This is a genomic window from Peptacetobacter sp. (assembly GCF_029264495.1).
Lineage (GTDB): Bacteria > Bacillota > Clostridia > Peptostreptococcales > Peptostreptococcaceae > Peptacetobacter.
Window position 1 is genome coordinate 21,340 of the sequence record NZ_JARIBH010000023.1, and the last position, 13,904, is coordinate 35,243.

Here is a 13,904-nt window from a genome sequence, read left to right on the forward strand (position 1 = left end):
TCTATGTATTTAATATGGTAATGTTGACTTTATTATATATTATTTCCCATAGTATACTTTTAAGTACATTTCTTTTATTTCACTCATTAATGGATATCTTGGGTTTGCACCTGTACACTGATCATCAAATGCCTGTTCAGTCATTTCATCAAGAGTTTCTAAGAATTTAGCTTCATCTACTCCTGCTTCTTTTATAGTTTTTGGTATATTAAGTTTAGCTTTTAAATCTTCTATAGCTTTTATTAAGTTTTCTACTTTTTCTTTATCGCTATTTCCTTTTATTCCACAGAATGATGCAAATTCAGCATATCTTTCTAATGTATCAGGGTATTTATACTGAGGGAATGTTCCCATTTTAGCTGGAGCTTCACAGCAGTTAAATCTTATTACTTCTGATATTAGTAATGCATTTGCTATACCATGTGGTATATGGTGGAATGCTCCTAATTTATGTGCCATTGAGTGGCAAACACCTAAGAATGCATTTGCAAATGCCATACCTGCCATAGTTGAAGCTAAAGCCATTTTTTCTCTTGCTTCTGGATCAACTGGACCATTACTGTATGCTCTTGGTAAGTAGTTAAATATAGCTTTACCTGCTTGTAGTGCCATACCATCTGCTGGTTCAGTTCTTAACATTGATACATATGCTTCTAATGCATGAGTTAATGCATCTATTCCTGATGCTGCTGTTAATCCTTTTGGCATCTGCATCATATAATCAGCATCTACTATAGCCATATTAGGCATTAATTCATAATCAGCTAAAGGATATTTTATTCCTGTATCTTGATCTGTTATAACTGCAAATGGAGTAACTTCAGATCCTGTACCTGCTGATGTTGGTACTGCACAGAAGTAAGCTTTTTCACCCATTTTAGGGAATGTATAAACTCTTTTTCTTATATCCATAAATCTCATTGCTAAATCTTGGAAATCTACTTCTGGATGTTCATATAATACCCACATAATTTTACCAGCATCCATTGCTGATCCTCCACCTACTGCTATTATTAAATCTGGTTCAAAAGCTCTCATGGCTTCTGCTCCTTCTTTAGCACAAGCAAGTGTTGGGTCTGGAGCAACATTGTAGAATGTTGTTGTTACTATTCCCATTTCATCTAATAAATCTGTTATTGTTTTTGTATATCCATTTTTATATAAGAATGAGTCTGTTACTATGAAGGCTCTTTTTTTGTCCATTACTTCTTTAAATTCCCTCATAGCTACTCCCATACAACCTTTTTTGAAGTAAACTTTTTCTGGAGCTCTAAACCAAAGCATATTTTCTCTCCTTTCAGCTACAGTCTTGATATTTATTAAATGTTTAATTCCTACATTTTCAGAAACTGCGTTTCCACCCCAAGATCCGCATCCTAAAGTTAGAGATGGTTTTAATTTGAAGTTATATAAATCTCCTATACCACCATGAGATGATGGAGAATTTATTATTAATCTACAAGTTTTTAATGCATTTGTGAATTGATCTACTTTTTCTGGATGTTTTATTGTATCTACATATAATGCTGAAGAATGTCCGTATCCACCTTGTTCAACTAGTCTTTCTGCTTTATATACTGCTTCATCAAATGTTTTATATTTGTACATAGCTAAAATTGGAGATAATTTTTCATGAGCAAATGGTTCAACAAATTCAACTTCATCAACTTCTGCTATCATTATTCTTGCTGATTCTGGTATATTTATACCTGCCATTTTACCTATTGTTGAAGGTCTTTGTCCAACTATTTTAGCATTTACTGCACCTGCTTCATTTAATATTATTTTTCTTATTTTATCTGCTTCTTCAGCATTTAATACATAAGATCCTCTATGTATAAATTCTTTTTTAACATCTTCATATATTTTTTCTGGAACTATTACAGATTGTTCAGATGCACATATCATACCATTATCAAATGATTTAGACATTATTATTGAACTTACAGCCATTTTCATATCACAGCTTTCATCCATTATAGCTGGAACATTACCTGCACCAACACCTATTGCTGGTTTTCCTGAAGAATATGCTGATTTAACCATTCCAGGACCACCTGTTGCTAATATTGTATCAGCTTCAGCCATTAATGTATTTGTTAATTCTAATGAAGGTTCATCTATCCAAGCTACACATCCTCTTGGTGCACCTGCTTTTACAGCTGCTTCATGTACTATTTTAGCTGCTTCTATTGTACATTTTTTAGCTCTTGGATGAGGAGATATCATTATAGCATTTCTAGTTTTTAATGATATTAATATTTTGAATATAGCTGTTGATGTTGGATTTGTTGTTGGTATAACTGCTCCTAACACACCTATTGGTTCAGCTATTTTTTTGAATCCAAATGCTTCGTCTTTTTCTATTACTCCACATGTTTTTTCATTTTTATATGAATTATATATATATTCAGATGCAAAGTGATTTTTTATTACTTTATCTTCAACAACACCCATTCCTGTTTCTTCAAAAGCCATTTTTGCTAGAGGTATTCTCGCTTGATTTGCTGCTGTTGCTGCTGCTAAGAATATTTTATCAACTTGTTCTTGATTAAGTTTAGCTAATTCTTTCTGAGCTTTTCTCACTTCTGCAAGTCTTATTTCAAAGCTTTCTTTGTCTTTTACTATTTCTGGGCTTGCCATTTTTTCTTCAACTTTTTTAATTTCCTTAGTCATCTGTTTTCCTCCATTTATTTTTAGTTTGATAATTAACAAATTATTATACATAAAAAAATATTACCAAACTTAGTTTTTTCAATTATTATAGTGATTTATTTCACTTATCTTTTCTTTCCATGAGTATATAATAATCCTATTTTTGATATAAGTCAACACCTTTTTGATATTTTTTTATCATTCTTTTCTTATTTTTAATTTTCTTTTTAAAGATATCCTTTTCCTTTAAATTGAAATATTATCTCATTTTAATATTTTTATTGTATAAATAACTATTTCATTTTTTATAATCATATATCAAACTATTTCAACTTATATGGTATAATAAATTTATAAAATTTATAATTTAATTTTAAATGAAGGGAGATTATACCATATGAGTATATTAGTTTTCGGGCATAAAAACCCAGATACAGATTCAATATGTTCTTCTATAGCATATGCAAACTTAAAAAGATCTTTAGGTCAAGATGCTATTGCTTGTGCATTAGGAGAAGTTAGAAAGGAAGCAGAATATGCACTTAACTACTTTAAAGTAGATGCACCTAAAGTCATAGATAGTGTAAAAGTTCAGGTTAAAGATTTATCTTTTGATAAAGAAAATACTTTAAATCTATCTTCTTCTTTATTAGAAGCCTATAATTTAATGAATGAAAAAGGTGTTGAAACAGTTCCAGTTGCAGATGAGGATGGAAAATTTGCTGGATGTGTATCATTAAAGGAAATAGCAAATGAATTATTATATCAGCATTTCAAAACAATAGATACAACTATATCTAATATATGTAAAAATCTTGATGGAAAAGTTATCGTTAACTGCTCTGAAAAAATACATGGTAGAGTGTTTACTCTTTCATTTGATATGGAAACAGTTATGGAAACTCTTGAAGAAGGAGATATCGTTATTGTTGGAAATAGATTTGATGCTATAGAATACGCTATTGATAATAAAGCTGCTTTAATAGTTTTAACTTCTGAAACAGAAATATCAGATGAATTAAAGGAAAAAGCTGAAAGAAATAATGTTTCAGTAGTAACAGTTAAAACTAATAACTACAAAACTTCAAATACTATAAATCATTGTGCTTGTGTTGAATCACTAGTTAGAGAATGTTCTTGTGATATTTGTGAATGTTCTTTTGCTGAAGATCTTAAACTTTGTGATAAAGTCCTTTATCCAGTTGTAGATAAAGATAAAAAAATTCTTGGGGTTTTATCATCTTCTGATTTAGTTAAATTACCTAAAAAAGATGTTATACTTGTAGATCACAATGAATTTGGTCAAAGTGCTGATGGTCTTGAATCAGCTAACATACTTGAAATAATTGATCATCATAAATTAGGTGGAATATCTACTGATGTTCCTCTTTCAGTTAGATTAATGCCTGTTGGTTGTAGCTGTACAATAATATATAATATGTATAAAGAAAATAAAGTTGAAGTTCCTTATGAAATAGCTGGTCTTCTTCTTTCAGCAATACTTTCTGATACATTAATATTTAAATCACCAACAACTACTGAATTAGATAAACAAGCTTGTATAGAATTAGCTGAAATAGCAAAAGTTGATATGGAAAAATATGGAATGGATATGTTTAAATATGGTACTTCTCTTGATGAATATTCAATTGAAGAAATAGTAAACATGGACTTTAAAAAATTCGATATGAGTGGAAAAAATGTTGGTATAGGTCAGGTATTTACTCTTGATATAGATTCAATATTTGCTAAACAAGATCAGTTCCTTGAATACATAAACTCTACTGATTTCGATTTATTAGTTCTTGCTGTGACTGATATAATAAAAGAAGGTTCTTATTTAATATATAAAGCTCCAGATAATGTTATATCAGAAGCATTTGAAGTTGATGCTAAACAAGGTGTATTTGTTGAAGGTTGTGTTTCTAGAAAGAAACAGCTTGTTCCTGGACTTACTAATGCTGTTAAAAATATGTAGTTAATTATAAATTAAAATAAAAAAGAAGGCTTTTGTCTTCTTTTTTATTTTAATTTTTTTAAACTTGAAAACAAAAAATGTCCCGATCCAAATCATCGGGACATTTTTTGTTTTTAGCTTTTTGTTTTTAGTCTTTATATTTTCAATACATTTCGTACCATATTATTTTACCATTAATTACCACTATATTTCAATAATTTTATTTTAAAGTTGGTATTTATATTGAATAATTTTTAAATTTATATTATATCTCCATTTTATAAACTATCTATTTGTTAATTTAGTAAATGAACTTCATAAAAAAACTCTTTCTATTTTTATATAGAAAGAGTTTTTTTCATTTATTAAATTAAAATTTTTCTACTTCTGGATAATCTTTGCCTAATGTATCAACTGTAACAGATTTCATAGTCTGTGGAGTTTTTGGTTTATCTCCCCATCCTGTCTGAGTTGTAGCTATTTCATCTACAACATCCATTCCTTCTATAACTCTACCAAATGAAGCATACTGTCCATCAAGATGTGGTGAATTTTTATGCATTATAAAGAACTGAGATCCTGCTGAATTTGGATCCATTGTTCTAGCCATTGATAAAACTCCTCTTTCATGTTTTAAATTATTAGTGAATCCATTTCCTGTAAATTCACCTTTTATAGAATATCCTGGTCCACCCATACCTGTTCCATCTGGGCAACCCCCTTGTATCATAAAGCCTTCTATAACTCTGTGGAATCCCACTCCATTATAAAATCCTTTATTTATTAAGTTTATAAAGTTATTCACTGTATTTGGAGCTATATGTGGATAAAGTTCTGCTTTTATTATCCCTCCATTTTCCATTTCTATTGTAACTATTGGATTATTCATTTCTATAGCCATTTTAAAATCCTCACTTTCATTTTATTATTAATTCTATAATATTATATCAAAATATTTAGATAGAATATATAAATTTTACTTAGATTAAATTTGATTTAATAATTCTTTTCCTATCTCATAACCTTCTTCAAATATTTTTCTACAAAAATCTCCATCCATATTTAATGTAGCATTTGGATCAAACTTATATTTAGGTCTAGCTACAATAAATTTTTCTTTTCCAAGTTTTTCGATAGCTTCTTCTGGTAATTCATAATTATCCTTAGTTGATATTACTACTATTTTGTCTATATCTTCATCTAGTAGTGGACTAAGTAGTAAACTTCTAACTATACCTCCATCTAAGCAGAATCCATCATATATTCCATCTTTTAATCCTTCTGCAAACCGTTCTCTAAAACTAATATTTTTATTTGGATCACAAGGCAGTAATGAACTATATTTGATAAATTCCATACATTCTTTAGTATTGTATTTAGATGTATCCACTACTTTTTCTTCAGATTCATGTCCTTTAACTTCTACATAATTTACATAAAGAGGAATTTCTTTTCTTTTTCCTTCTTCTATTTCTTTCAATACTGTCATTAATACTTCATTATCTATTGTATTATTTACTATTTTTAATTCACTGCCTAATTTCCATAAAAAATCTTCAGTGTTATTCCATACATATGATAACTTCTCTATATTTCCTGTAGTTACAAAATATCCATTTATAGCTCCAATTGAAGTCCCTGCAACTGCTGAATATTCTTTTATTCCATTGTCATAAAGAGCTTTTATAACTCCTGCTTCATAAGCACCTTTAGCTCCTCCACCTTCTATACATAAAGCTACCTTCATATAAACATCTCGCTTTCATTTTTATTTTAGTATAAAATAATTTATTTTCTTTATAAAGTATTATACATTATATTTCAAAAAATTTCACAAAAGTTTTGTATGTATTATAAAAATCTTCACAACATCCAAGTTCTCTTATTGAATGCATTGAAAGTATTGGCGCTCCTATATCAACAGATGGTATATCTATATGAGTAGATGATATAGGACCTATTGTACTTCCACCTCTTTCATCAGATTTATTTACAAATTCTTGATAAGAAACTTCACATTTTCTACAAATTTCTTTATAAACAGATATAGAATATGCATCACTAGTATATGCTTGTCCTGCATGAATTTTTATAACAGGACCTTTACCCATAACAGGTCTATTTGTAGGGTCTGCCATACTATTTAAGTTTGGATGTACAGCATGTGCTAAATCAGATGATATTATAAATGAGTTTTCTAATGCTTTAAAGAAGTCTTCTCTATCTTTATTTAATGATATGCATATTCTCTCTAATATATTTAATAACATATTTGAATCAGCACCTTGTTTTGTAGAACTTCCTACTTCTTCATTATCAAATCCTACTGCTATACTTATTCCTGTATTTGAATTTGAATTTAGTAAGGCTTCTATCGATGAATAATACATAGATAAGTTATCCAATCTTCCTGTAGATATAAACTCTTCATTTTGTCCTGTAAAACAACCTTTTTCATATTCATATAAGAATATATCAAAATCTATAATATCTTTTATATCTACATTCAGTTCTTCTGAAATTAAATTTATCATATAATTATCTTTTTCTAATTGCTCATTTAAAAGTCCTACTAGTGGAAGCATATCTCTTTGTTTATTATATTTATATCCATCATTTATACTTCTATTCATATGTATTGCTAAATTCGGTATTATACATACTGGTTTATTTATATTTATTATCTTTTCTATTGGATTAAATGGATTTTTTCCTTTTAAAAATACTCTTCCTGCCATAGATAATGGTCTATCAAACCAAGTACTTAGAATCATACCACCATATCCCTCTGTATTTAATTTTAAATATGATCCACAACTTTCCATTTCTGCATTTGGTTTTATTCTAAAGCAAGGAGAATCTGTATGTGATCCTATTACTCTAAATCCTTCATTTTCTACCATTGTAGAGTTGATTTTAAAAGCTATAAGAGCTGATGAATTTTTAGTAGTGTAGTATTTTTTACCTTTTTCTAATTTCCAAGTCGATTTTGGATTTAATTTTTCAAATCCATTTTCTAAAAGTATCTTCTCAGATGTAGATACTGCATTGAATTGTGTTGGACTTTCATATATAAAATCTAACATTTTTTTTGCAAAATTTTTCATATACTTACTCCTTTTTAATATTATTTTACTAAATCTAATGTAGTGTATTCTTTATTTATTTTTTTTATTCCTTGTTTTTCAAATGCTATTGTTATATCACTTCCTGCTGCTGCAACAACTGTTCCTACTCCAAATTTTGGATGATATACTTTTGAACCAAGTTTTATATCTTCTGGTTCAGCAATAGTATTTTCATTTTTATTAGTTGCATTTACTTTTTTTGCAATATCTTCTCTATTCATATTACTCATATATTTTTTTGTGTATTTATCTAAGATATTATAACTACTTTTTGTATATGTAAGTTCTCTTTTTCCTACATACAACTTTTCTATACATTCATCTGGCAGTTCTTCTATAAATCTAGATTGTATAGCGTGATTTGTTTTTCCGTAAAGAGTTCTTCTTTCAGTCATTGTAAGGAATAATTCTTCTCTTGCCCTAGTTATTCCAACATAACAAAGTCTTCTTTCTTCTTCTATATCAGAATCTTTCATAGATTTTATAGCTCTTGATATAGGGAATAGCCCTTCTTCCATTCCAGTTAAAAATACAACTGGAAATTCCAAACCTTTAGATGTATGCATAGTCATAAGTGATACTCTATTTGGTTCTTCATCATCAGTAGTTTCAGATGTTAATGTTACACAAGTTAAAAATGTTTCTAAATCCTTTTCTTCAAAATTCTCATCTGTGCTATTTTCAAATTCAAGTGCTATAGATATGAATTCATTTAAATTATCAAGTCTATCTTGTGCTTCTTCTGATTTTCCATTCATGCTGTTTTTATGTTTTTTAACTTCTTCTTCTAATTCATATACATATCCTGTTGTATCTAATACTTTTTCTATTAATTTACTGACTGGATAAACATCTTTTATTGCTCTAAGAGTACCTATTAAATCGACAAATCCATTTATTTCTTTCTTTGCTTTTGTAGAAATTTCTGAGTTAGAGTCTATGTCTATAAGAATAGAATATATGCTTTCTTGTTTTAAACTCGCTCTATCTTCTACTTTTTCTATTGTTCTAAGACCTATTCCTCTTCTCGGTACATTTATTATTCTTTTTAAAGATATATCATCTTGTGGATTTGCAATTACTCTAAGGTATGCTATTAAATCTTTTATTTCTTTTCTTTCATAGAATTTTGTTCCTCCATATATATTGTATGGAATTCCTACTCTATTAAGTGCATCCTCTATTGCTCTAGCTTGTGCATTTGCTCTATAAAGAACTGCAAAATCACTATATTTTCTTCCTTCATTTTTTACTTTTTTCTCTATTGTATCAGATATAAATCTTCCTTCTTCTAACTCATTTTCTGATAGTTCTATTTTTATTTTCTCTCCGTCTGTTTTTTCACTCCATAATTTTTTTCTTTTTCTTTCTATATTATTAGAAATCACATTATTAGCTGCATCTAATATTACTTGAGTTGATCTATAATTTTGTTCAAGCTTAACTACAAAAACATCTTCGTAGTCTTTTTCAAACTCTAATATGTTTCTTATATCAGCACCTCTCCAACCATATATACTTTGGTCATCATCTCCAACAACACATATATTCTTATGTCCCATAGCTAACTGTTTTATAAATTCATATTGAGCCATACTAGTATCTTGATACTCATCAACCATTATGTATTTAAATCTACTTCTATAGTAATCTAGTACTTCTGGATTTTTTTTAAACAATTCTACTGTCTTAATTATTAAATCATCAAAATCTAATGCACTATTTCTTTTTAATCTATCTTGATATATAGAGTATATATCTGCTATTTTAGACATCCTTGGATCTCCTGCACACTCATCTTTATATTGTTTAGGAGTTTTTAATTTGTCTTTTGCTCCAGATATATAGCTTATTACTGTTCTAGGATCATAAACTTTATCATTTAAATTTAATTCTTTTAAACAGTCCTTAATAAGTGTTATCTGATCTGCAGAATCATATATTACAAAACTTCTATTGTATCCTATTTTATTTATATCTTTTCTAAGAATTCTTACGCAACAAGAATGGAATGTACTAATCCACATATCTTTTGTATCTGATTCAACTGTTTCTTCAACCCTCTCTCTCATTTCATTTGCAGCTTTATTTGTAAATGTTATTGCTAATATATTTGCTGGTTGAACACCTTTATCCACTAAATGTGCAATCCTAGTTGTAAGAACTCTTGTTTTTCCTGAACCTGCCCCTGCAAGTATTAATACAGGACCTTCTGTTTTTTCAACTGCCCGCCTTTGTGATGGATTTAATGTATCTAAATTCATAAATTATTTTCTCCTTTTAGTTTTTTATACTATATATTTTAAGACATTATAAGATAATTTACAATCTAAGTGAAAATCTTGTTTTTAAAATAAAAAATAGCCTTAAAATTATATATTCGCTATTATATAATTAAAAAGCTATTTTTTATTTTAATTTATAATTATTAATATTGAGCAAATTTTTTTCTAACCTCTTCCAAACTTGTTCCATCATTTTTAATTTCTTTGTATATTTTTACTATCCATGGTATTTTTAATCCAGCTGATTTTATTATTTCTTCATTCAAAAATACTGTATTTGGATGTCCTTCTTCAATTATTTCTCCTTTATTCATAATATATACATAGTCACAAATTTCATATATTAGATCCATATCATGACTTGATATTATAACATTTGTCCCTCTTTCTTTCATACCTTTAATAATATTGACAACTGCATCTGTACTTCTTGGATCAAGACCTGATGTTGGTTCATCTAAAAGAACTGTTTCATTTTTCATAGCTATCACAGATGCTATTGCAACTCTCTTTTTTTGTCCGTAACTTAAAAATTGTACTGGCTTATTTATAAACTCTATTCCATTTACAGCTTCTAAAGATTTTTCCACTCTGTTTTTTATTTCTTTTTCATCTAATCCTATATTTCTCATAGTAAATGCTATATCATCGTAAACTTTTGAATAAAATATTTGCTTTTCTGGATCTTGAAATACTATGCCAACTTTTTTTCTTAAATTATACAAACTTTTCTTTTTATAATTTATTTTTTCTTCATTATATTTTATTTCTCCAGAACAAGGTTTTAGTATCCCTGTTAAATTCATAAATAGAGTCGATTTACCACAACCATTTTCTCCTATTATTCCTATTATATTTCCTTTTGTAAAATCCATATTTATATTATGTAGTGCATATTTATTTTTTTCATATTTAAATGATAGATTCTCTATTTTATACATTTTTTCTCCTTTTATACAATAGCTATATTTAAAATAATTTTTCATTTATATATTTTATAGTATTATTCTATTTTTATTATTTTTTTATATAATTATTATCTTTGTTATATATAGAATTTCCCATTAAATAACTTCATATCCAATGATATAGACATATCTTCATACCTTTTTATCATTCTTTTATAAAGCATATTTATAAGTAATCCTAAAGAATTATATGAATTTCTAATTCCCATATATCCAAGTCTTATTTCTTGAGATTTATGAATTTCAGATACTTCTTCTAAAAAAATAAATATAAATCTGTATATCAACATAGATATCTCTATTATATTATCTGGTATATGTAATTTTTTTAATACTAATATAAGTTGATTAAATGGTGTTGTAAGTATTAAAAAATACACACTACTTAAACATGCTAATGATCTAGAAAAAATTTTTATAGAACTTAGTACACCTGTTTTGGATATTCCAATGTAAATATTTGTAAATGTGATATATTTAATCATATCATTTGTATCTGTGGATATATTTACAATTATAGCTATTATACTCATAACCATAAATATAAATGGTATAGAAATCAACTTTAAATATTCACTTATACACATTTTAGATGTTAATAATATTATCAATGACATCAATATTATTATTGTTATCTCAAAACTTATATTTTCTATTATCATTGAAAGTATTAGAAGTAATATAGAAAATGTTGTTTTTAAATAAGGATTTTTTTCTGATAATGAATTTGTATATGCATATTTATCTATTATTAACATTTTTTCTCCTTTTGTTATTATAAATTTTGAATATTTATATTTAGATAATTTAATTCATTTGTATTATGATATAAAATTTTTATCATTTTGCTTTAGCTAATATTTCATAATAAACATTATACAATATCTATTAAAAGTATATTAGATTTTATCTATTAGATAGTATATTAAACTTTTAGATACATGAAAAGCTGCAATTTTTTGCAGCTCTTCTATTATTGTAATTAATTTTTATTGATTTTCATTATTTTCTGAAGTTAAATCTCTATTTAATTCTTTTTTTATTTCTTCTCTTCCAGATTTTTTACCTTTTATATTCCCTAGTATGTATCCTATTATACCTGCTCCAAATGCAGCTTGAACTGAGAATAATAAACTTTCTATTTCTCCACTTGGTGGTTCATAAAAACTACTAAACCAAGGTTCATATTCTGGTTTTATCTCTGTTATAGCTTCTTCAGCATGACCATCTGCTCCACCATATTCAGCACCAGGATTTATTGCTAATGGAAGTACAATCAATAATATAGCTATTATTATCAACAATAAATTATTTTTTGTTGTTTTAGACATCAAGATCAACTCCTTCCATATTATCAGCTATTAAATTATATACTATAACAGTAAGTATACCTTCTGCTATTGCTATTGGTATTTGCGTAACTAAAAATATTCCTAAGAATTTAATAGCAGATGCTATTACTCCTCCTGTAGCTGTTGGGAATGCAAGGGCTAATTGCAAAGATGTTACTGTATATGTTGCTAAATCACCTAATGCAGCTGCTAAAAATACATTTATTTTTCTATTTTTACATATTTTTTCTAATCCTTTGAATATAAGGTAGGAAACTATAGGACCTACAATTGCCATTGAAAATGCATTTGCACCTAATGTAGTAAGCCCTCCATGAGCTAATAATATAGCTTGGAATAATAATACTATTGTTCCCAAAACTACTGTTACTCCTGGTCCAAATAATATTGCACTTAAACCAACACCTGTTGGATGTGAGCAACTACCATTTACAGACGGTATTTTTAATGCAGAGAGTACAAATACAAATGCTCCACATAGTGCTAAAAGTACTTTTTTCTTAGGATTTTCTTTTACTATTTTATTTATTGATCTTATTCCCATTATAAAAAATGGTATAAATACTATAGTCCAAATTAATGACCATTGTTTTGGAAGAAATCCTTCCATAATATGCATTGCACTTGATTGAATAGGATTTAAAGCTACTAACATAAGTGCTGCTAGAAAAATTGTTTTCATTCTTTGCTTCATTTCTTTCTCCTTTAGTATATATTTTTTATAATAAGACTATAAATATAAAAAAGAGATTTGTTTCATAGACGAAATTTTAATAATGGATTATATTGTTTTTATTTTTAATTTTATAATTAGTTTATTTTTATCATACATTCCTTATTGATATTATTTTTAATATAATAATTATTTTAAGTAAATAATTAAAGCAATTTTATATATAATATTATTTTAATATCATTTCAAATATATATTGATTCTAATTTTTACATGTTATTTTTTACATATTATTTTTTCTTTAATATAATAATTATTATTACTAATTCTTATAACCTTTTTAATGAGATTATATTATGATTTTGTTTTAAATATCATATAATTTCAAAAAATAAAAAGCCCTAATATATAGGGCTTTTGAAATTTCCATTTATTTTATAATTATATTGTTAAAAATAAATCATTATAAAATTTATAATTTATACATTTTAATTATTAAGAAACTTTCCTCATCCCCGAAGAAATTTACTCTATATTTTCGGCAAGTCTCCTGGCTTTGCTTCAATCTACTAGTTATACCTTCCCATAGATATTAAATGCGATACTTATAATAATTGTCTACAGTGGTTTTATTCTAACTTTCGTCCACTTACAGTAGCGGGGGCTGCTCAGGTCTTTCACCTGATTCCTTATTAATTCTTTGCAGAAACCGAAAATCATTTATATTTATTTGTCTAATATTTAATTATTAATTAAAATAAAAAAAAGATTACGTGGCTACGTCCTACTCTCCCAGGGGCCTTCGCCCCAAGTACCATCAGCGCTAGAGAGCTTAACTTCTGTGTTCGGAATGGGAACAGGTGTATCCTCTCTGCTATAATAACCA

At 27.3% G+C, this 13,904-nt stretch carries 10 protein-coding genes, 1 rRNA gene and 1 riboswitch; of the genes, 1 reads left to right on the plus strand and 10 read right to left on the minus strand.

Annotated elements, in window-relative coordinates; genetic code table 11:
* Positions 1-39 precede the first annotated feature (39 nt).
* Positions 40-2,676 carry a bifunctional acetaldehyde-CoA/alcohol dehydrogenase gene (gene adhE, locus Q1J78_RS02400; RefSeq protein WP_300277551.1) on the minus strand — a complete coding sequence of 879 codons (2,637 nt, stop codon included), beginning with the start codon at positions 2,674-2,676 and terminating at the stop codon, positions 40-42.
* 376 nt (positions 2,677-3,052) lie between these two features.
* Between adhE and Q1J78_RS02405 the strand changes: the two genes are divergently transcribed.
* Entirely contained in the window at positions 3,053-4,633 is a 1,581-nt protein-coding gene (locus Q1J78_RS02405) for a putative manganese-dependent inorganic diphosphatase (RefSeq protein ID WP_300277553.1), read from the plus strand.
* A 349-nt stretch (positions 4,634-4,982) separates the two neighbouring features.
* On the opposite strand, the gene Q1J78_RS02410 is transcribed toward Q1J78_RS02405, so the two are convergent.
* The 9 genes from Q1J78_RS02410 to rrf all read right to left on the minus strand — a co-directional run.
* The gene (locus Q1J78_RS02410) at positions 4,983-5,507 is read right to left on the minus strand and encodes a peptidylprolyl isomerase (protein WP_442952114.1); all 525 of its coding nucleotides are present in this window, start codon (positions 5,505-5,507) and stop codon (positions 4,983-4,985) included.
* Positions 5,508-5,597: 90 nt separating this feature from the next.
* The gene (locus Q1J78_RS02415) at positions 5,598-6,359 is read right to left on the minus strand and encodes a patatin-like phospholipase family protein (RefSeq protein ID WP_300277556.1); all 762 of its coding nucleotides are present in this window, start codon (positions 6,357-6,359) and stop codon (positions 5,598-5,600) included.
* A gap of 67 nt (positions 6,360-6,426) precedes the next feature.
* Positions 6,427-7,719 carry a M18 family aminopeptidase gene (locus tag Q1J78_RS02420; protein WP_300277559.1) on the minus strand — a complete coding sequence of 431 codons (1,293 nt, stop codon included), beginning with the start codon at positions 7,717-7,719 and terminating at the stop codon, positions 6,427-6,429.
* Positions 7,720-7,739: 20 nt separating this feature from the next.
* Positions 7,740-10,004: a DUF3553 domain-containing protein gene (locus tag Q1J78_RS02425; RefSeq protein WP_300277562.1), complete on the minus strand. Its 2,265-nt coding sequence runs from the start codon at positions 10,002-10,004 to the stop codon at positions 7,740-7,742.
* Between the two features lie 164 nt (positions 10,005-10,168).
* Positions 10,169-10,966, minus strand: coding sequence for an energy-coupling factor ABC transporter ATP-binding protein (locus Q1J78_RS02430; RefSeq protein ID WP_300277565.1), 798 nt, complete (start codon positions 10,964-10,966; stop codon positions 10,169-10,171).
* A 104-nt stretch (positions 10,967-11,070) separates the two neighbouring features.
* Entirely contained in the window at positions 11,071-11,751 is a 681-nt protein-coding gene (gene cbiQ / locus Q1J78_RS02435) for a cobalt ECF transporter T component CbiQ (RefSeq protein WP_300277568.1), read from the minus strand.
* A gap of 231 nt (positions 11,752-11,982) precedes the next feature.
* The gene (locus Q1J78_RS02440; protein WP_300277571.1) at positions 11,983-12,324 is read right to left on the minus strand and encodes an energy-coupling factor ABC transporter substrate-binding protein; all 342 of its coding nucleotides are present in this window, start codon (positions 12,322-12,324) and stop codon (positions 11,983-11,985) included.
* Positions 12,317-13,039, minus strand: coding sequence for an energy-coupling factor ABC transporter permease (locus tag Q1J78_RS02445; protein WP_300277574.1), 723 nt, complete (start codon positions 13,037-13,039; stop codon positions 12,317-12,319). The genes Q1J78_RS02440 and Q1J78_RS02445 overlap by 8 nt, the downstream gene beginning before the upstream one ends.
* 502 nt (positions 13,040-13,541) lie before the next feature.
* Positions 13,542-13,747: riboswitch (cobalamin riboswitch) on the minus strand.
* Between the two features lie 42 nt (positions 13,748-13,789).
* Positions 13,790-13,904 (minus strand): 5S ribosomal RNA (gene rrf, locus Q1J78_RS02450); the annotation flags it as partial.

What these genes read in the sequence shown, in the direction of transcription:
- Q1J78_RS02445 (WP_300277574.1), bottom strand. Translation starts at nt 13,039, where the DNA reads ATGAAGCAAAGAATGAAAACAATTTTTCTAGCAGCACTTATGTTAGTA.
- Q1J78_RS02440 (WP_300277571.1), bottom strand. Translation starts at nt 12,324, where the DNA reads ATGTCTAAAACAACAAAAAATAATTTATTGTTGATAATAATAGCTATA.
- Q1J78_RS02415 (WP_300277556.1), bottom strand. Translation starts at nt 6,359, where the DNA reads ATGAAGGTAGCTTTATGTATAGAAGGTGGAGGAGCTAAAGGTGCTTAT.
- Q1J78_RS02405 (WP_300277553.1), top strand. Translation starts at nt 3,053, where the DNA reads ATGAGTATATTAGTTTTCGGGCATAAAAACCCAGATACAGATTCAATA.
- Q1J78_RS02430 (WP_300277565.1), bottom strand. Translation starts at nt 10,966, where the DNA reads ATGTATAAAATAGAGAATCTATCATTTAAATATGAAAAAAATAAATAT.
- Q1J78_RS02425 (WP_300277562.1), bottom strand. Translation starts at nt 10,004, where the DNA reads ATGAATTTAGATACATTAAATCCATCACAAAGGCGGGCAGTTGAAAAA.
- Q1J78_RS02420 (WP_300277559.1), bottom strand. Translation starts at nt 7,719, where the DNA reads ATGAAAAATTTTGCAAAAAAAATGTTAGATTTTATATATGAAAGTCCA.
- adhE (WP_300277551.1), bottom strand. Translation starts at nt 2,676, where the DNA reads ATGACTAAGGAAATTAAAAAAGTTGAAGAAAAAATGGCAAGCCCAGAA.
- cbiQ (WP_300277568.1), bottom strand. Translation starts at nt 11,751, where the DNA reads ATGTTAATAATAGATAAATATGCATATACAAATTCATTATCAGAAAAA.